Raw genomic sequence first — 18968 nt, 5'->3', positions numbered from 1 at the left:
GGACCGGACATGAACTCCCCCGATATTTCCGCTGGAGATCTGCTTGCTCTGGTCCGCAACTACAACCCAAAGACAAATGCGGACAGGATCGCCGAGGCTTATGCATTCGGCGAGCAGATGCATGAAGGGCAATACCGCCATTCGGGCGAACCCTATTTCACGCATCCGGTTGCCGTTGCCGCCATCCTGACCGAACAGCGCCTGGATGATGCAACAATCATCACCGCGCTTTTGCATGACACCATCGAAGACACCAAGGCCTCTTACGAGGAGGTCACCCGCCGTTTTGGCGATGAGGTGGCGATGCTGGTCGATGGCGTCACCAAACTGACCAATCTGCAGCTCAGCAGCCGCGAGACCAAGCAGGCTGAGAACTTCCGCAAGCTGTTCATGGCCATGTCCAAGGACCTGCGGGTTATCCTGGTCAAGCTTGCCGACCGGCTGCACAACATGCGCACAATCAAGGCGATGCGCCCGGAAAAGCAGGCCCAGAAGGCGCGCGAGACGATGGACATCTATGCGCCGCTGGCGGGCCGCATGGGGATGCAATGGATGCGCGAGGAGCTGGAGGATCTGGCCTTCCGCGTGCTTAACGCCGAAGGCCGCCAGTCGATCATCCGCCGCTTTGTGACCTTGCAGCGCGAAACCGGCGATGTGATCCACCGGATCACCGGCGACATGCGGCTGGAGCTGGAAAAGACCGGGATCGAGGCCGAAGTGTTCGGCCGCGCCAAGAAGCCCTATTCGATCTGGCGCAAGATGCAGGCCAAGGATCAGGGTTTTTCCCGGCTGTCGGACATTTATGGCTTTCGGGTGATCACCCTGTCGGAAGAAGACGCTTACCGCGCGCTGGGTGCCATCCACCAACGCTGGCGGGCGGTGCCGGGCCGGTTCAAGGATTACATCAGCCAGCCGAAATCGAACGGTTACCGCTCGATCCACACCACGGTGTCGGGCCGCGACGGCAAGCGGGTTGAGGTGCAGATCCGCACCCGGCAGATGCACGACGTGGCCGAAACCGGGGTTGCGGCGCATTGGTCCTACCGCGACGGTGTGCGCACCGAAAACCCCTTTGCCGTTGATCCGGCCAAGTGGATCGCCTCGCTGACTGAGCAATTCGATGCAGAGGATGATCACGACGAATTCCTCGAGGCGGTGAAGCTTGAGATGTATTCGGACCAGGTGTTCTGCTTTACGCCAAAGGGCGATGTGATCAAACTGCCCAAGGGCGCGACGCCGATCGACTTTGCCTATGCCATCCACACCCGCATCGGCCATGCCTGTGTCGGTGCCAAGGTAGACGGGATCCGGGTGCCGCTGTGGACCCGGCTGCGCAATGGCCAGTCTGTGGATGTGATCACCGCCGAGGGCCAGACCCCGCAGGTCAGCTGGCTGGAGATTGCCACCACCGGCAAGGCCCGCACTGCGATCCGCCGCGCCCTGCGCGAAGCGGACCGGGCGCGGTTTGTGAAGCTGGGCCATGAACTGGCACGCTCGGCCTTTGAACATGTCGGCAAGAAAGCCACCGACAAAGCGCTGGAAACCGCAGCGCGCGCCTTGCGGGCAGGCGGGGTGAACGAGTTGCTGGCGCGGCTTGGCGCGGCAGAGATCACCGCGCATGACGTGGTGCAATCGGTTTATCCGGAACTGACCACCACTGGCGATGGCGATGAAATATCTCCGCGCCGTGCGGTGGTCGGCCTGGAGCCGGGGCAAAGCTTTGAGCGCGCGCCTTGCTGCCAGCCGCTGCCGGGTGAGCGCATCATTGGTATTACCTACCGCGGCCGCGGGGTTGTCGTGCATGCTGCGGATTGCGACAAGCTGGGCGAGTTCGAGGACCAGCCGGAACGCTGGATGGATGTGCAGTGGCACAGCGGTACCCACCCGGCGGCCTATGGAACCACGCTTGAACTGACTATTGGCAATGACGCCGGTGTGCTGGGGCGCATTTGCACATTGATTGGCGAGAAAAAGGCCAATATCTCGGACCTTGAATTTGTCGACAGGAAACCAGACTTTTACCGGCTTATGATCAATGTGGAGCTGCGGGATGTGGAACAGTTGCACTCGCTGATGCTGACGCTTGAAGCCGAAAGCGATGTTGCCGCGGTGGCGCGGTTCCGGAACAAGCCGGAAGAACGCCATTTTCCGGGATAAGCCGCTGAAATTTTGAGCCGGGAACTGGGAAGGACGCACAGCTTTGGTATTCAGGCGCCGGGACAGACGTCCGCCCCTCCGGGCGCTGGCGAATTTTCTCTGGCCGCGCGGCGGCTGGGGAAGGGCGTTCCTGTATGTAAAGCACCGGGTGCGGCGCCTGCCTGATTCGCCCGAGCGCATCGCCCGCGGCATCTGGGCCGGAGTGTTCACCACCTTCACGCCTTTTTACGGGCTGCATTTTCTTGTGGCGGCGATCGTTTCCCGGCTGATGAACGGAAATATTCTTGCCTCGCTCAGCGCCACCTTCTTTGGCAACCCGCTGACCTATGTGCCGATCGGAGTGGCCTCGCTGCAGACCGGGCATTGGATTCTGGGCACCGAGTTCGACGAGGAAGTCGACAAATCCCTGATGGGCAAATTCATGGCGGCTGGCGGCGACCTGAAGGACAACCTGATTGCGCTGTTCAACGACCGGCCAGCCGATTGGCAGGGGCTGTATTTGTTCTACAACGAAGTGTTCTACCCTTACATGATAGGCGGCATCATCCCTGGCATTATCACCGCCACGGTCTGTTATGTGCTAAGCCTGCCGGTGATCCGCGTCTACCAGCAGCGCCGCCGGTCCAAGATCAAGGCGAAGTTCGAGGCAATCAAACAACGGGCAGAAGTCGGGACTGACGCCTGACCCGTGCAGCCGGATTGTACTATTATCACTTGCGGGGTTGCTCTTGCCGGACTGGTGTCTAGTCTTTGGTTAAAGCATTGACTTCAGACGGATGAGACAGCTGTCATGACACAGAACAAATTGCGCCTGGGCGTAAACATCGACCATGTTGCCACCGTGCGCAACGCCCGCGGCGGTGCCTATCCGGATCCGATCCGCGCCGCGAAGCTGGCCGAGGAGGCTGGCGCCGACGGCATCACGGCGCATCTGCGCGAAGACCGCCGCCATATCACCGATGCAGATATCGACGGGTTGATGGAAGCGCTGACCGTGCCGCTGAATTTCGAGATGGCAGCGACCGAGGAAATGCAGATGATCGCCCTGCGCCACAAGCCGCACGCGGTTTGCATCGTGCCGGAAAAACGCGAGGAACGCACCACTGAGGGCGGGCTCGAAGTCGCCCGTGAAGAAAACCGCCTGGCCCATTACATCGCACCCTTGCGCGATGCGGGCTGCCGGGTGTCGATCTTCATTGCAGCTGATAAAAAGCAGATCGAAGCGGCGCACCGGATCGGCGCCGAGGTGATCGAACTGCACACGGGCGCCTATTGCGACTATCACGCCGAGGGCAAGGCCGAGGACCGCGACCGCGAACTGGAAGCGCTGCGCGAGATGTCCGTTTTTGCCCATTCGCTGGGGCTGGAAGTGCATGCAGGTCATGGCCTCACCTATGAAACAGTAAAGCCGGTGGCGGCCTTTCCAGAGGTGAAGGAGCTGAATATCGGCCACTTCCTGATCGGTGAGGCGATGTTCCGCGGGCTGACACCTGCAGTGCAGGAAATGCGCCGGCTGATGGATGATGCACGGGGGTAACGCGGCTATGCCAGTCAATCTGATCCGCTACGGGCTGCTGTGGATGGGGGCCTCTGTCGCGATGCTTCTGCTGGGACTGGTGCTTGCACAGTTCGGGGTTGGTATGCCGGCCGGACTGGCGACGGTTCTGCCGCCGATGTTTGCTGCGGTTCTTGAAGGGATCCGAATTGCCCATTCAACCCGGGCGCCGCTGGCAGGTAAATCGGCCTGGATCAACGCTGCGGCGATGACTGGGGTGGTGGCCGTGCTGACCGTCATTCAGCTGCCGCTCTACTGGAACACCCCAATGGTCGCCGAGGCGCGGGAGACCATTCCATTTGTTTACCTGGCCGGAATTTTCCTGCTGCTGCTGGCAGTGATCCTGATGGTCAACCGCCTGTTCCTGGCACATGGCATCAAGCTGGGGTTGAAGCGGTTGGAAGAATGATCCTGGGCGTTGGAACCGATCTCGCCAATATTGAGCGTATCCAGCGCACGCTGGACCGTTTCGGCGATAGGTTCCGCAACCGGGTTTTCACCGAAACCGAACAGAAGAAGGCCGAACGCCGCCGCGACGTGGCGGGCACCTATGCCAAGCGCTGGGCCGCCAAGGAGGCCTGCTCCAAGGCGCTGGGCACCGGCTTGCGCATGGGGATTGCCTGGAAGGACATGGCAGTTTCCAATCTGCGCACCGGCCAGCCGGTGATGCATGTGACCGGCTGGGCCGCCGAACGCCTGCGCGAGATGACGCCCCCTGCCCATAAGGCCGTGATCCACGTGACATTGACTGATGACCACCCCTGGGCACAGGCCTTTGTGGTGATCGAGGCGCGTCCCATCCCCGCGAACCCGGCGGAATTGCCCGCCGGAACTTGACTTGCCCCCCTCAGGCCCGCATGAAGCGCCGGACCCTGTTTCCAATCCGGAGAGCCTGATGACGGCCAAAGCAAAGACCAGCAGTTCGATCATCGAGACGATAAAGACCATCGTCTATGCGCTGCTGATCGCCGGTGTCTTCCGCACCCTGTTTTTCCAGCCCTTCTGGATCCCCTCCGGATCGATGAAAGAGACCCTGCTGATCGGGGATTTCCTGTTCGTGAACAAGATGGCTTATGGCTATTCTTATGCGTCCTGTCCCAGCGTGCGCATCCCTGCGGTTGGTCTGAACATCGACGCCAAGAACATCTGCGGATTTCTGGACGGCGACAACACCCGTCTGATGGGCGGCCAGCCCAAGCGCGGCGATGTGGTGGTGTTCCGCCATCCGGTCAACAGCAATGACTTCATCAAACGGCTGATCGGTCTGCCGGGTGACAAGATCCAGATGAAGAACGGCGTGCTGTTCATCAACGGCGAAGCAGTGAAACTGCAGGATGCCGGCGATTTTGAGGAAGTAATGGAACGCCAGGGGCCGCAGGGCTCCTTCCCGCGATGCGAAAACGCACCGGTGGGCCAGGGGGCCGTCTGCAATAAGTCGCGGAAACTGGAAACCCTGCCGGGCGGCAATGAGCATATTGTGCTCAACATCACCAATCAGGGCATGGATCACACCGGCGTCTACCAGGTGCCGGAAGGCCACTACTTCTTTATGGGCGACAACCGGGACAATTCCTCAGACAGCCGCTTGCCGCAGTCTGCCGGCGGGGTTGGATTTGTGCCATTTGAAAACCTGATCGGCCGGGCCGACCGGATCATGTTCTCCTCAGCCGGGCGGTCCATGCTCTACTTCTGGACCTGGCGGAGCGACCGTTTCTTCAAGGGGATCCAGTGAAGCTGTCCAAGGAATTGCGCGCGTTTGAAGACCGGATCGGGCATCGCTTTGCCCGCCCCGACCTGTTGCAGCGCGCCGTGACCCACGCGTCAGTGTCCTCGCCCAACCGCAAGGACAACCAGCGGCTGGAATTCCTGGGTGACCGGGTGCTGGGGCTGGTGATGGCAACGGCTCTGCTGGAGCATGACAAGACCGCCACCGAGGGCCAGCTGGCGCCGCGTTTCAATGCGCTGGTGCGCAAGGAAGCCTGCGCGGATGTTGCCGCTGAAATCGACCTGGGTGCAGTACTGAAACTGGGCCGGTCGGAGATGATGTCTGGCGGCCGGCGCAAGCAGGCGCTGCTGGGCGACGCGATGGAGGCGGTGATTGCCGCAGTCTACAAAGACGCAGGCTTTGAGGCCGCAGCAGAGATGATCCTGCGTCTGTGGGGCCGCCGTGTTCATCAGGTCGAAAGCGATGCGCGCGACGCCAAGACCTCGCTGCAGGAATGGGCACAGGCACGCGGACAGAAACCGCCGGACTATGTCGAAGTGTCCCGCAGCGGCCCTGATCACGCACCGGTCTTCACTATCGCAGCGCGGCTGCAGGACGGCACCGAAGCACAAGCCACCGCAGGCTCTAAACGGCAGGCCGAACAGGCCGCCGCCAAAGCTCTGCTGGAACAGCTCGGCTGAACACTCAGGTCACGCGGATATAGCCCGCGAGACCGGTTTTCTGATGTTCGATCACATGGCAATGGAACGCCCAGTCGCCTGGATTGTCGGCGACCAGCGCGATCTCGGCCACCTCATCCTTCAGCAGCAGCAAAGTGTCCGTCACCAGCGGCGGCAGCCTGCGCAAGTTTGAGCGGATCGGGATGAACGCCAGCCCGTGCAAATGGATCGGATGCAGGTTCGGCGATTCATTCCTCAGCCGCAGCACATAGCTTTTGCCGCGCTTCAGGGTCGCCAACGGTCCGGTGCCCTTGGCCGCATCTCCAGCCCAGGGCGTGCGGTTGATCGACCAGAAACTGTATCCCAAGGAACCGCAATAGCCGTCATTCGGCGGCCCGCCCTCTGGCGTCCAGCCAAAGACAAAGTCGAGCATCTCGGCGCTTGAGAGGTCTGGACGTGAAACGGGGTTGGCAGCCAGCGGCTTCAGATCCCGCAGGTCACGTCCGAGGCCCCCACCAACGGATCGCAGCTGCGCCATGGTGCGGGTGGGCTGTCCTGGCAGCTCTGCCAGCAGATCCGCCGTCTGCCCCTCGCTTGCTGGCATCCGCACCGCTAAATCCACCCGCTGGCCGGGGCCGATCAGCAGCGGTTCGTCAACAGACGGCAGGGGAACGTCAATTTCTACGGGATGCCCATCCCAAGCGATAATCCTTGCCTGACCGGTGCTGAGATGCAGCTTGTAGATCCGTGTGGTGTCGCTGTTCACCACCCGCAACCGCACCAGCCCGCCGGCTGGATGATCGTAAACCGGCGCCTGCAGCCAGTTAGCGGTCAGCACATTGCCGTGGGTTCCGCCGCGGGCCGCGCCGCGGGCGGTGTAGTAAGGCAGGAAGCCGCCATTCCCATCCAGCCGGAAGTCGCGCAGGTTGATCACCTGATCACCGTCGAAACCGGGATCCTCTGCTTCCCTGATTACCATCACCCCGGTCAGCCCATGCGCCATCTGCGCCATGGTCATGCAATGCGGGTGATACCAGTAGGTGCCGGCGTCCGGCGGGGTGAAATCATAGTCAAACGCCTCTCCGCCCGCGATTGGCATCTGGGTCAGATAGGGCACCCCGTCCATTGCGTTGGCGATCCGCAGCCCGTGCCAGTGCATCGCGGTGTAATCTTCGGTGCCGTTGACCACCCGCAGGTGCATGGGGTCGCCCTGGGTTCCGTAAAGAACCGGCGGCGGCGCATCCGGCAGCAGGCTCACCAGCCCGTCGGTCGGTCTTTCGCGAAAGGCAAAACGGGCGGTCTGGATGGTCAGCTGCTGTACGGTGCTGCGGGCGCCGCCCCAGGACGCGGCGCCCATCACCCCTGCCGTCGCAGCAGACCCAAGCAGAAAATCTCGGCGTCTCATCGGAAGCCTCCCCAAGGAAAAATGTCATGAAAAGCCTGGCTCGCGGAATGGCTCGGCGCTGCGGTTGTCACATTGGATCTGCCACAGGTCTTTGACATAGGGCAAGGTTGCGGAAGGTGCCGGGTCCCCGTTGAAAACGCCTCTGGCCCCTGTGGGTAAAATCCTGTAGGGGGTCTACTCTGCAAACAGGACCAGTACAGATGACCACACGCGCCGGATTCGTTGCCCTGATCGGAGAGCCCAACGCGGGCAAATCGACCCTTCTGAACCGTATGGTCGGGGCCAAGGTCTCGATCGTGACCCATAAGGTGCAGACCACCCGCACCCGGATCCGCGGCGTGGCGATGGAGGGTGACGCACAGCTGGTTTTCGTCGACACCCCTGGCCTGTTCAAGCCGCGCCGCCGCCTGGACCGCGCTATGGTCGCGGCCGCCTGGGGCGGCGCTGCGGACGCAGATGTCGTCGTGCTGATGATCGAGGCGCACCGGGGCATCACCGAAGGCGTCGAAACCATTCTGGACGGGCTTGAAGAAATCGGCACTGGCCGCAAAGTGGCGCTGGCCATCAACAAGATTGACAGGGTGCCTGCGGAAAAGCTGCTGGGCCTCGCTGAGAATCTGAACAGCCGCTACACATTTGCCGAAACCTTCATGATCTCGGCCGAGCGCGGCCATGGTGTGGATGACCTGCGCCAGTGGCTGGCGGGCAAACTGCCGGAAAGCCCCTGGCTTTACCCCGAGGATCAGATCGCCGACCTGCCGATGCGGATGATCGCGGCAGAAATGACCCGCGAAAAACTGACTTTGCGCCTGCACCAGGAACTGCCCTACCAGCTGACGGTCGAAACCGAGAATTGGGAAGAACGCAAGGACGGCTCAGCCCGGGTGGATCAATTGATCTACGTGGTGCGCGACGGGCATAAGGGTATTATTCTGGGCAAACGGGGCGAGACGATCAAAGCGGTCAGTCAAGCGGCCCGCGCTGAGCTGGAAGAATTCCTGGACCGCAAGGTGCATCTGTTCCTGCAGGTGAAGGTGCGCCCGAATTGGCTGGAAGAAGCCGAGCGCTATTCCGAAATGGGCCTCGACTTCAAAGACGGCAATTGAAGCTGCCCATGCGTTTCACCTTTGTGAAAATACTCCCGCCGGAGGCTCCCGTGCGTTCAACCGGCGGCACCGCCGGAAAACGCGCAGCATGAACCGCCTTACTGCTGAATTCTGGGTGCAGGCCTATCTGGCCCGGCTGCGGCTGATGGGAATCCCTGCCTTTGTAACGTCACATGGTGACGACACGGCGGGTGCCGTACTGGTGAAACTCAACACACTGGACGGTCAGGCACGCGCTTTCCACCGCACCTATGATCTGATGAGCGGCGCGCGCAAATGGGATGGGCTTTCAGCCGGGCCGGAGGCTGAGGTCGACACTTCTATCCTGCGCCAGCGGTCGTTTGATCCCGACCTCTGGGTTATTGAGGTCGAAGACCGGGCTGGACGCCATCTGCTGGACGAGCCTGGGCTGGAATAGTCTTGACGCTTGCGGAACGCACCGCAATGCGGTCTGCTGAGGCTGCCAGAACAACAGTGAGGGCCGCCAGTGGAGTGGCGTGATCACGGCATATTGCTTTCAGTGCGCCGCCACGGTGAAAACGCGGCCATCATCGACGTCTTTACAGAAGAGCATGGCCGCCACGCGGGCATGGTGCGCGGTGGTGCCAGCCGCAAGCTGGCACCGATCCTGCAGCCTGGTGCGCAGCTGGACCTGACCTGGAGAGCACGGCTGGAGGACCATCTGGGCAGCTATCACGCTGAGCCTTTACGCAGCCGTGCTGCAGCTGCGATGTCCGGAAGGCTGGCGCTGGCCGGCCTTAATGCGGTGACAGCGCTGCTGTCCTTCTGCCTCCCAGAGCGTGAGCCGCATCCTGACCTCTATACCCGCAGTGAACGGTTGCTGGATCTCTTGGGTAATGAAGATCTCTGGCCGCTTGCCTATCTGCGCTGGGAGTTGGCGCTGCTGGAGGAGATGGGGTTTGGCCTCGATCTGACAGCCTGCGCCGTGACCGGCAGTGGCAGCGCCCTGTGTTATGTGTCACCGAAATCTGGCCGGGCTGTTTCACGTGAAGGCGCCGGAGGCTGGGCGGAGCGGCTGCTGCCTTTGCCGCCGGTGATGCTGGGGCGGGGCAGCGCAGAGGATGCGGAAATTGTGCAGGCGCTGCGCACCACCGGCTATTTTCTGGACGCACATCTGGCGCCGTCTTTGGGCAATCAGCCAGTGCCGGAGGCGCGGGGGCGGCTGACGGACCTGCTCATCCGCCGGCTGTGAACAGCATCTCGCGTCCCTGGCCGTTGCTGAGGATCAGCACATCGCCGGAAACCTCGGCCAGCGTCATTTTCTGAAGGGACTGCAGGAAATCGGCTTCGAGTGTCAGTTCCGGGCAGGCAGCGCGTGCAGTAGTAAGCGTCTCAGCGCTGAACCAGGGGTAAGGCGCCGTCTGAGTGCCCTGGAAACTGTTGCAGGGTGCCCGCCCCGCGACTTTTCCAGGTTCCGGGAAGGTCAGCCAGGCAAATGCGGGATAGGCTGCATTATCAATGCTGGAGAGGTGCCAGACCTTTCCCGCCGCACCGTAAGCTGAAAGCGTTTCGTCGCCGGTGCAGGCACTGGCAAACAGCAGCGAACAGATCCAAGCGACGCGCGGCACCGGCTTTCCCAATTGAAGTAATTTGTACACTCTGGCCAAGAGGGGGCAGAAAATGCAAGGCCTCGCCCTGAAAAAGTGACGGCTCCCGCCCGTTGCGGCGGCATTGAAAATGCCTTGCTCCCGTTGGGCGTGGCGCCGCGCAATGCGCGGCGCGGGCCGGGCCCGGGCGCAACAGCGCAGAAAGTGCATTCCAAGAACGCATCTGAAGGGGCGGGAGGGGCCGCCTAATTTGCCTGGATAATTTCGGCCACCTTGCGGCCGATCTCGTCGCTGGCCTTTACCGACGGGTGGATCATGTCGAGCGCGTGATAAGACCGGTCGCCGAAGGGCACCAAATCTTTGAGCGACAGGAAATGAATGCCTGTGTCCAGCGCGGCCAGCCGTTCGATGCGGGATTCCAGCTCGTTTCCTTCGTCGCGGCAGTGCTCAATCAGCGAGCCGGTGCCGGGGCTGCGCAGATAGCCGACATAGATCACCTTGGCACCGGTTGCGCGCAGTTCTGACAGCATGCCCGGAATCGCACCTTTGCGTCCATCGGGGGAAACCAGTTTGTTCAGTTTCCGATTGCAGGCAAAACAGCCGCAGCCGAGCCACAGATCATTTCCGCCGCCATTCACGATCACCCAGTCCCATTTTCCGGGCTTGTACTGTTTGCGGATCTGCATCCCTGCCGCGCCTGAAATCGGCAGCTTGTAGATAATCCGCGCGGCCGAGACAGAGCGGTCAACAACTGGTTCCTGCAACTCGCGGGCAACGGTGTCTGCGATGGATTTACCTGCCAGGCTGTGCCAGGCCAGCAGGGAATCCCCCATCGCCAGGATGCGGGGGGATTGTTCCGGCGGCACGGCACCGGCACAGGCGGAAAACAAAAACAGCAAGGGAAGCAGGAAGCAGCGAAAGAGTGTCATGGACTCTTGTTAACCACAATTGATGAAAGATCGAATAACCAGGATTGGAAACAGTCTTATTCCGTGCGCTGGTTGCAGCGTGAACGCACTCTGGACGGGCTGCGGTTGCAATAAGCCCGGCGTAAACGCCGGGCCTGAACAGGATTGCTCCCGTAGGAATTGCTTTCAGCCGGTTCAGCCCAGCAGGCGGCGGGCGATAACCTGAGCCTGAATTTCTGCCGCGCCTTCAAAGATATTCAGGATCCTGGCGTCGCACAACACGCGGGAGATTTTATACTCTGTCGCAAACCCGTTGCCGCCGTGGATCTGCAGCCCGTTGTCCGCGGCGGCCCAGGCGACCCGGGCACCCAGAAGCTTGGCCATTCCGGCCTCCAGGTCGCAGCGGTGACCGTGGTCTTTTTCCCAGGCCGAGAAATAGGTCAGCTGGCGGGCGATCATGATTTCCACCGCCATCATTGCAAGCTTGCCGGACACACGCGGGAATTTGATCAGCGATTTGCCAAACTGCTTGCGGTCCTGCGCGTACTGCATGGCGATGTCCAGTGCCGACTGGGCCACGCCGATTGCACGGGCCGCAGTCTGGATGCGGGCCGATTCAAAGGTCTCCATCAGCTGTTTGAAGCCTTTGTTTTCCTCACCGCCCAGAAGGTTCCCGCCCTTCACGTGGAAGTTGTCGAAACCCAGCTCGTATTCCTTCATGCCCCGGTAGCCGAGAACTTCGATTTCGCCGCCGGTCATGCCTTCGGTCGGGAACGGTGCCTCATCGGTGCCGGGTGTCTTCTCTGCCAGGAACATCGACAGGCCGCGATGGTCCGTGGTGTTCGGATCAGTGCGTGCAAGCAGGGTCATCACATGGGTGCGGGCGGCATGGGTGATCCAAGTCTTGTTGCCGGTGATCTTATAGTCGCCGTTTTCATCCTTCACAGCCCGGGTGCGCAGGGAACCGAGGTCGGAACCGGTGTTCGGTTCGGTGAACACGGCGGTGGGCAGGATCTCGGCGCTGGACAGCTTGGGCAGCCAATTGGCTTTCTGCTCCTCGGTGCCGCCGCACAGGATCAGCTCGGCTGCAATTTCCGAACGGGTGCCAAGTGATCCGACACCGATGTAGCCGCGCGACAGTTCTTCCGAAACCACCACCATCGACGCCTTGGACAGGCCGAATCCGCCGTATTCCTCGGGGATAGTCAGGCCGAATACGCCCATCTCGGCCAGCTCTTCGATCACGCTGAGCGGGATCAGCTCGTCCTTCAGGTGCCAGTCATGGGCGTGCGGCTCTACCTTCTCCACCGCATAGCGGCGGAACTGGTCGCGGATCATTTCCAGTTCTTCTTCCAGGCCTGAAGCGCCGAACATGGTGGCGCCGGCCTGCTCTTCCATCAGTTCCACGAGGCGGGTACGGGCGGCTTGGCTGTTGCCTTGCTCGCACAGTGTCATCACTGCAGGCACCATCAACCCGCGCTGCGCGTCCTGGGAGAGGCCCAGATCCTGCAGGCGGACAATCTCGCCCTGGTTCATCTGGATGCCGCCGTAGACCTGCCAAAGGTATTCGCCGAAACCGATCTGATGGATCAGCTGATCCAATTCGCTTAACTTGCCCTCGGCCTGCAGCTTTTCGGCCCATTTCTGCATCTGCCGCAGGCTGTAGACATAGGTTGCCAGCCACGACAGGCCATGTGCGGCAACCTGGTTTTCCTCGATCAGGCGGCCGGAGACCCGGCCCTCTTCGCTCACCATGTCCTTGACCGAGGCGCGAGCGGCCTCAAGCAGCTGGTCCAGCGGTTCCAGTGCGGCGCCGGTCAGTGCCAGCAGGTCGGGAATGAGTGTCGGTTTCATCTGCAAGTCCTGTCCGTCATGAGCCATGAATCAGATCCTTCTTCGGTCGCCCGGTGGTAAATCATTTTGCAGGTGCAGCGCAACAAAAATACTCACAGGTGTGGCGTTTAGATCAAATGTTGCGTATTGATTTTGCCCGTGCAGCACGGCCCGGATGTGGTACAGCGGAGATATGACTGCATTGTTTTCACTCCTTTCCCCGGCAGAGCTGGCAGCGGCTTTTGTCATCGCGCTGCTGGCAGGCACTGTTAAAGGCCTGGTTGGTTTTGCCATGCCGATGATTTTCATTTCGGGTCTCAGCTTGTTTCTGGCTCCGGATCTGGCATTGGCGGGGCTGATTCTGCCGACCCTGGTGACAAACGGCATGCAGGCGCTGCGCCAGGGGCCGGACGCGGCGATGGCCTCGATCCGCAAGTTCCGGGTATTCCTGCTGATAGGTCTCGTTTGCCTGCTCCTGAGCGCCCAATCAGTGCGGCTGCTGCCGCAGCAGGCGCTGCTTTTGGTGATCGGCCTGCCGGTTACGGTCTTTGCCTGTATCCAGCTGACGGGCAAGACATTCACCATCACCTATCCCTCCCGCCGCAGCGAGGCCATGGTGGGCGGCATCGCCGGGCTGATTGGCGGTGTCTCCGGAGTTTGGGGGCCGCCGACGGTCGCCTATCTGACCGCATTGAATACTGAAAAAACAGAGCAGATCCGGGTGCAAGGAGTGATCTATGGCCTTGGCGCGGTGGCGCTTCTGGTCGCACATATTGGATCCGGCGTGATGCGGATTGAAACTGCGCCCTTCTCGCTGGTGCTGATTGTGCCGGCAGTGGCAGGCATGTGGATCGGCGGTCTGTTGCATGACCGGATCGATCAGGTGCTGTTCCGCCGCGCAACACTTGTGGTTCTGCTGATTGCGGGGGTTAACCTGCTGCGCCGCGGCTTGCTGATGTGACCAGGGGCCGGAGGATGAGATCATGCATCAACGGCTAAGTGCCGGGCAGCTGGCAACAGGCTCTATCCTGATCGCGCTGGCGGTTATGGGGCTGAAGACGGCGGCATGGGTGATGACAGGCTCAGTTGCGCTGCTGTCTGATGCGCTGGAGTCGCTGGTGAATATCGGCGGCGCAGTGATGGCCTGGTTTGCCGTGCGTTATGCCCAGCGGCCGCCGGATGCGGGCCACCCTTTTGGCCATCATAAGGCTGAATACTTCTCTGCTGTGGCCGAAGGCATCCTGATTGTCATCGCCGCTTTGGTCATCGTGCATGAAGCCGTGAATGCCTTGGGCCGGCCTGCCGCCGCCGAGTGGGGCACGGCGGGCATGGTGGTCAATGCCATGGCAATGGGCGTGAACCTGGCCTGGGCGCGGGTGCTGTTACGGGCGGGCAGGCGGCTGCATTCACCGGCGCTGTCTGCCGGCGGGCGGCACCTGATGAGCGACGTCTGGACGTCGGCAGGGGTGTTGCTGGGCCTGGTGCTGGCACTGGCCAGCGGCTGGGCTGTGCTCGACCCGCTGCTGGCGCTGCTGGTTGCGGTCAATATCCTGCGCGAAGGCTGGCTGGTGATTGCCGCATCGGTGAACGGGCTGATGGACACCGCCGCCCCCGAAGGAGAACGTGCGGAGGTCGAGGAAATCATCCACAGTTCGGCCGCCGGAGCGTTGCAGGTGCATGGCCTTAAAACCCGCCGCGCAGGCCGGGCGCTGTTTGTGGAGTGCCACATGGTTGTCAACGGCAGCATGACTGTTCAGGAAGCGCATGACATCTGCGACCGGGTGGAAGGCGCGTTGCGCAAGGCCTTTCCCGACGCGCAGCCGGTGATTCACGTGGAGCCTGAGACCAAGCTGGAACCTGCCGGGATCACGCCGCGCTGAAGCGATTGCATTTCCGCCCGGCCTCCCGTTTAACCGCGTTCAAACAGGCAAAGGAGCAGGCATATGGCGATGGAGTGGAACAGGCTGCTGAATCCGGGGCGGCTGTGCCGGCCGGATTACCCTGAAGCGCCGGGGCGCGAGGCCTATTTGCAGGACTATGACCGCATTCTGTTCTCCGAACCCTTCCGCCGTCTGGCGCAGAAGACCCAGGTGCATCCGCTCTACAGCCACGACCATGTGCATCACCGGATGATTCACAGCATGGAGACCTGCAGCGTCGGGCGTTCTTTGGGTTCCGGCGTCGGTCAGGCGCTGCTGGCAGCAGATCGCATCACTCCGGATCAGGTTCTGCGCATAGCCGGCCACGTGCAGGCCGCCTGCCTGCTGCATGACATCGGCAATCCGCCCTTTGGCCATTCCGGCGAGGACAGCATCGGCGGCTGGTTCGCCGTGCAGTTCCGCGCGAAACAGGGGCTGGCAGCACAGGTGCCTGCGGACCGGCAGGCCGAATTCGCGCACTTCGAGGGCAACGCCCAGGGCTTGCGCATCGCCGGGCGGCTGGAAATGGCCCGGCGCGAGGGCGGCATGCGGCTCAGCTATGCAACGCTGGGTGCCTTTTTGAAGTACCCCTGCACCCGCCAGGTGCGGGACGCGGCCTGCGGCGACGGCGCGGCGCCCTATGCGGGCCTCAAGAAATTCGGTGTTTTTGCCTCTGACACTGCACTGCTTGACGAAATCTGCACGGCCACCGGCATGATCCGCGAAGACACAGGTTGGTACCGCCGCCATCCGCTCGCCTTCCTGGTCGAGGCCGCGGATGACATCTGCTACCGGATCATGGATATCGAGGACGCAGGCGCGGTCGGCGACCTGGACCGCGCCGACGTGGCCGCGGTGCTCGAGGATATCACCGGCAAGCGCAACCGTGAGGAAGACGCGGCCATGCCGCTGAATGACCGGGTCGCCTTGCTGCGCGCCTTGTCAATCGGCGCAGCCACCAGCGCGGCAGTGCAGGCGTTCATGGACAATTATGACGCCATCATGAGCGGCGAATTCGACGGCGATCTGATTGGCGCTTCCGCCAAGGCAGACGCGTTCGCCGAGCTGCAGCGATTGTCGGTGGAGCGGATCTTTGCCGCGCGCCGCAAAACCGAACTGGAAGTGGCAGGCCGCCAGGTGCTGCATCGTCTTCTCGACCAGTTTCACGGGCTTTATGCAGATCTCGCTGCTTGTGATTGGGATCAGGATCAGCTGGGCGAAAAGCACACTCATTGGAAGCAGCTGATCCGCGCCGTGGATTTGGATTTGCGCGGCGTGGAAGACCCCTACACGGCGATGCACTCGCTTGCCGACTTCGTTTCCGGCATGACCGACCGTTACGCGGTCAAGGTCCGGGACATGGTTACAGGCAGTTTGAATATTTGATCTGCTCAGTCATCTGAAACGAAAAAACCCGGCCATTGGCCGGGTTTTCTATTTGTGGAGCAAATGGCTCAGCCGATCGCGGCGGCTTTCACGTCCTCGTCAATGAACGGCAGGTACTGCTCAAAGTTGTCGGAGAACATCTGCACCAGCTTGGCCGCCTGCGCGTCATATGCACCTTTGTCGTCCCAGGTGCGGCGCGGGTCCAGCAGCATTTCAGGAACGCCCGGCACGTCGACCGGCACGTCGAAGCCAAAGTTGGCATCCTTGCGGAATTCGACATTGGCCAGCGAACCGTCCAGCGCTGCGGTCAGCAGGGCGCGGGTTGCCTTGATCGGCATCCGGCTGCCGGTGCCATAAGCGCCACCGGTCCAGCCGGTGTTCACCAGCCAGCAGGTCGCGCCGTGCTGGGCGATCTTTTCGCGCAGCAGGTTGCCGTAAACTTCCGGGCGGCGCGGCATGAAGGGGGCGCCGAAACAGGTCGAGAAGGTCGGTTCCGGTTCGGTCACGCCGCGCTCGGTGCCGGCCACCTTAGAGGTGAAGCCCGACAGGAAGTGGTACATCGCCTGCGCCGGGGTCAGCCGCGAGATCGGAGGCAGAACGCCGAAGGCATCGCAGGTCAGCATAATGATGTTCTTCGGGTGGCCGCCGCGGGCGCTGTCCGAGGCATTGGAGATGTAATGCAGCGGATAGGCACAGCGCATGTTGGCGGTCAGGCTGTCGTCGTTGAAATCCAGCTCCTTGGTCTCCGGATCAAACACCATGTTCTCGATCACGGTGCCGAACTTGGAGGTGGTGGCATAGATCTCCGGCTCTGCCTCGGCATTCAGGTTGATGGTCTTGGCATAGCAGCCGCCTTCAAAGTTGAAGGTGCCGTTGTCGGCCCAGCCATGTTCGTCATCGCCGATCAGGACCCGGTCCGGGTCGGCGGACAGGGTGGTCTTGCCGGTGCCCGACAGGCCGAAGAACACGGCGGTGTCGACCGGGTTGCCCTTGGCGTGATTGGCCGAGCAGTGCATCGGCATGATGCCTTTGTCCGGCAGCAGGTAGTTCAGCAGAGTGAAGACGGATTTCTTGTTCTCGCCTGCGTATTCAGTGCCGCCGATCAGGATCATCTTGCGGTCGAAGTTCATCGCAATGACGGTCTCAGAGCGGCAATCATGCTTCTTGGGGTCGGCCTGGAAGCTAGGGCAGTTGATGACCGTGAAGTCTGCGATGAAGTCATCCAGGTCTTCGCGGTCCGGACGGCGCAGCATGGTGCGGATGAACAGGTTGTGCCAGGCCAGTTCGGTCACCATGCGGACATTGATGGCATGGGCCGGGTCAGCACCGCCGACCAGATCCTGGACGTAATAGTCCTTGCCCTTCATATGCTCCAGCATGTCGGTGTAAAGCGCGTCAAAGCCTTCCGGGCTCATCGCTGCATTGTTGTCCCACCAGATGGTGTCTCGGACGCTGTCCGACTTGACGACGTGTTTATCTTTGGGCGAGCGGCCGGTGAATTTTCCGGTGGTCACAAGGAAGGCGCCGCCATTGCCCAGCGTGCCTTCGCTGCGCTTCAGCGCGGCTTCGATCAGCGCGGGCTCCATGAAGTTGTAGAAGACATTGCCCAGACCCTCGATGCCCTGATCCTCGAGGCGGAATTGCGGGTTAACCCGTCCAGATGTCATACGTTTTTTCTCCTGTGGCGGCGCGGCTGCACGCAGGCTGCGGGGCTGCGCCAATGGGGCAATAGAACACGGCAAGCCTGCCGGTGGCGGGGTCTTAACACGGCGTTTCGGGCGGTGAACAGGCCGGTTCCCCCGAGTTAGCGCCACCAAGGCGATGTTTAGCGCAACCATCAGTTTAAGCCTGCGCCAGTGCCTGCTTGTTCAGCAGACGCTAAGGTATTTTTGCCCCAATTGAGACCTAAGATCGCCCTGATTCTTTAAATGGGATTGATTCGGGGCACCATAACGGCGATGAAAGTGCTAAAAAACAACACAGAACAGAGCAGATTAGGGGCAATTCCGATGTCAAAAATTGCATTGGTAGATGATGACAGGAACATCCTGACATCCGTTTCCATGACGCTTGAGGCCGAAGGCTTTGAGGTGGAAACCTACAACGACGGCCAGGCGGCGCTGGACGCATTCAACAAGAAGCTGCCGGACATGGCCGTGCTGGATATCAAAATGCCGCGGATGGACGGCATGGACCTGTTGCAGCGGCTGCGGCAGAAATCCCAGATGCCGGTGATCTTCCTCACCTCCAAGGATGATGAGATCGACGAGGTCCTGGGCCTGCGCATGGGCGCTGACGATTATGTAAAGAAGCCGTTCTCGCAGCGCCTTCTGGTCGAACGGATCCGGTCGCTGCTGCGCCGCCAGGAGGCGATCAACAGCGACGCCGCTGGAACCGCCTCGCCCGAAACCAAGGTGATGGAACGCGGCAATCTGCGGATGGACCCGCTGCGCCATGCGGTCAGCTGGAAGGGCAATGATGTGTCGCTGACTGTGACCGAATTCCTGTTGCTGCAGGCGCTGGCCCAGCGGCCGGGTTTTGTCAAAAGCCGGGACCAGCTGATGGATGTGGCCTATGATGATCAGGTCTATGTGGACGACCGGACCATTGACAGCCACATCAAGCGCTTGCGCAAGAAAATGCGCACGGCAGACACGGATTTTGCGGCAATCGAAACGCTTTATGGAATCGGTTACCGTTATAACGAAGAATAAGCGGCACGTTTAAGCGGGGCTGTTTGCCCCGG

General features: G+C 61.4%; 20 protein-coding genes. 14 read left to right on the top strand and 6 right to left on the bottom strand.

The genetic code is table 11. The features are described 5' to 3' along the window. Positions 1–9: 9 nt before the first annotated feature. The 7 genes from K3557_RS17185 to rnc all read left to right on the top strand — a co-directional run bounded on the left by K3557_RS17185 (position 10) and on the right by rnc (position 6118). Positions 10–2157 (top strand): bifunctional (p)ppGpp synthetase/guanosine-3',5'-bis(diphosphate) 3'-pyrophosphohydrolase, encoded by a 2148-nt coding sequence (locus tag K3557_RS17185; protein ID WP_259989214.1) that lies wholly within the window; start codon positions 10–12, stop codon positions 2155–2157. A gap of 43 nt (positions 2158–2200) precedes the next feature. After that, a complete protein-coding gene (locus K3557_RS17180) occupies positions 2201–2842 on the top strand; it encodes a DUF2062 domain-containing protein (protein ID WP_259989215.1) in 642 nt (213 codons plus the stop codon). Between the two features lie 105 nt (positions 2843–2947). Further along, entirely contained in the window at positions 2948–3694 is a 747-nt protein-coding gene (locus K3557_RS17175) for a pyridoxine 5'-phosphate synthase (RefSeq protein WP_259995228.1), read from the top strand. Positions 3695–3701: 7 nt separating this feature from the next. Next, entirely contained in the window at positions 3702–4121 is a 420-nt protein-coding gene (locus K3557_RS17170) for an ABZJ_00895 family protein (protein ID WP_259995227.1), read from the top strand. Then, complete coding sequence (gene acpS / locus K3557_RS17165) at positions 4118–4549, top strand: holo-ACP synthase (protein ID WP_259995225.1); 432 nt, start codon at positions 4118–4120, stop codon at positions 4547–4549. Before K3557_RS17170 ends, acpS begins: the two co-directional genes overlap by 4 nt. Positions 4550–4607: 58 nt before the next feature. Next, positions 4608–5444 carry a signal peptidase I gene (lepB, locus tag K3557_RS17160; protein ID WP_259995223.1) on the top strand — a complete coding sequence of 279 codons (837 nt, stop codon included), beginning with the start codon at positions 4608–4610 and terminating at the stop codon, positions 5442–5444. Next, positions 5441–6118: a ribonuclease III gene (rnc, locus tag K3557_RS17155; RefSeq protein WP_259995221.1), complete on the top strand. Its 678-nt coding sequence runs from the start codon at positions 5441–5443 to the stop codon at positions 6116–6118. Before lepB ends, rnc begins: the two co-directional genes overlap by 4 nt. A 4-nt stretch (positions 6119–6122) precedes the next feature. On the opposite strand, the gene K3557_RS17150 is transcribed toward rnc, so the two are convergent. Then, positions 6123–7502, bottom strand: a complete 1380-nt coding sequence (locus K3557_RS17150; protein ID WP_259995219.1) for a multicopper oxidase family protein — start codon at positions 7500–7502, stop codon at positions 6123–6125. 200 nt (positions 7503–7702) lie between these two features. Here K3557_RS17150 and era point away from each other — a divergent pair, with 200 nt between their 5' ends. From era to recO, 3 genes are all read left to right on the top strand, one after another. Continuing rightward, positions 7703–8608 (top strand): GTPase Era, encoded by a 906-nt coding sequence (gene era, locus K3557_RS17145; RefSeq protein WP_259995217.1) that lies wholly within the window; start codon positions 7703–7705, stop codon positions 8606–8608. Positions 8609–8696: 88 nt separating this feature from the next. Beyond that, entirely contained in the window at positions 8697–9026 is a 330-nt protein-coding gene (locus K3557_RS17140; protein ID WP_259995215.1) for a DUF1491 family protein, read from the top strand. A 69-nt stretch (positions 9027–9095) separates the two neighbouring features. Then, positions 9096–9821, top strand: coding sequence for a DNA repair protein RecO (recO, locus tag K3557_RS17135; RefSeq protein ID WP_259995213.1), 726 nt, complete (start codon positions 9096–9098; stop codon positions 9819–9821). Here recO and K3557_RS17130 read toward each other — a convergent pair. The 4 genes from K3557_RS17130 to K3557_RS17115 form a co-directional block, all read right to left on the bottom strand. Next, the gene (locus K3557_RS17130; RefSeq protein WP_259995211.1) at positions 9805–10197 is read right to left on the bottom strand and encodes an META domain-containing protein; all 393 of its coding nucleotides are present in this window, start codon (positions 10195–10197) and stop codon (positions 9805–9807) included. The genes recO and K3557_RS17130 overlap by 17 nt on opposite strands. 224 nt (positions 10198–10421) lie before the next feature. Further along, positions 10422–11105, bottom strand: a complete 684-nt coding sequence (locus K3557_RS17125) for an SGNH/GDSL hydrolase family protein (RefSeq protein ID WP_259995210.1) — start codon at positions 11103–11105, stop codon at positions 10422–10424. Between the two features lie 174 nt (positions 11106–11279). Further along, entirely contained in the window at positions 11280–12965 is a 1686-nt protein-coding gene (locus K3557_RS17120) for an acyl-CoA dehydrogenase family protein (protein ID WP_259995209.1), read from the bottom strand. Positions 12966–12968: 3 nt separating this feature from the next. Further along, entirely contained in the window at positions 12969–13226 is a 258-nt protein-coding gene (locus K3557_RS17115) for a hypothetical protein (protein WP_259999719.1), read from the bottom strand. On the opposite strand from K3557_RS17115, the gene K3557_RS17110 reads away from it, so the two are divergent. The 3 genes from K3557_RS17110 (at position 13111) to dgt (ending at position 16222) form a co-directional block, all read left to right on the top strand. Beyond that, positions 13111–13878: a sulfite exporter TauE/SafE family protein gene (locus tag K3557_RS17110; RefSeq protein WP_259995208.1), complete on the top strand. Its 768-nt coding sequence runs from the start codon at positions 13111–13113 to the stop codon at positions 13876–13878. The genes K3557_RS17115 and K3557_RS17110 overlap by 116 nt on opposite strands. A gap of 22 nt (positions 13879–13900) precedes the next feature. After that, positions 13901–14797, top strand: coding sequence for a cation diffusion facilitator family transporter (locus tag K3557_RS17105; RefSeq protein WP_259989243.1), 897 nt, complete (start codon positions 13901–13903; stop codon positions 14795–14797). 63 nt (positions 14798–14860) lie between these two features. Continuing rightward, positions 14861–16222, top strand: coding sequence for a dGTP triphosphohydrolase (gene dgt / locus K3557_RS17100; RefSeq protein ID WP_259995207.1), 1362 nt, complete (start codon positions 14861–14863; stop codon positions 16220–16222). A gap of 68 nt (positions 16223–16290) precedes the next feature. Here the strand turns inward: dgt and K3557_RS17095 are convergent, their stop codons facing one another. Continuing rightward, the gene (locus K3557_RS17095) at positions 16291–17889 is read right to left on the bottom strand and encodes a phosphoenolpyruvate carboxykinase (protein WP_259989247.1); all 1599 of its coding nucleotides are present in this window, start codon (positions 17887–17889) and stop codon (positions 16291–16293) included. A 342-nt stretch (positions 17890–18231) separates the two neighbouring features. On the opposite strand from K3557_RS17095, the gene K3557_RS17090 reads away from it, so the two are divergent. Beyond that, the gene (locus tag K3557_RS17090; protein WP_129369341.1) at positions 18232–18936 is read left to right on the top strand and encodes a response regulator transcription factor; all 705 of its coding nucleotides are present in this window, start codon (positions 18232–18234) and stop codon (positions 18934–18936) included. Positions 18937–18968: the final 32 nt, after the last annotated feature.

It is taken from the genome of Leisingera sp. M523 (genome assembly GCF_025141335.1).
Classification (GTDB): Bacteria; Pseudomonadota; Alphaproteobacteria; order Rhodobacterales; family Rhodobacteraceae; genus Leisingera.
This window is presented reverse-complemented; position numbering and strand designations above follow the sequence as displayed.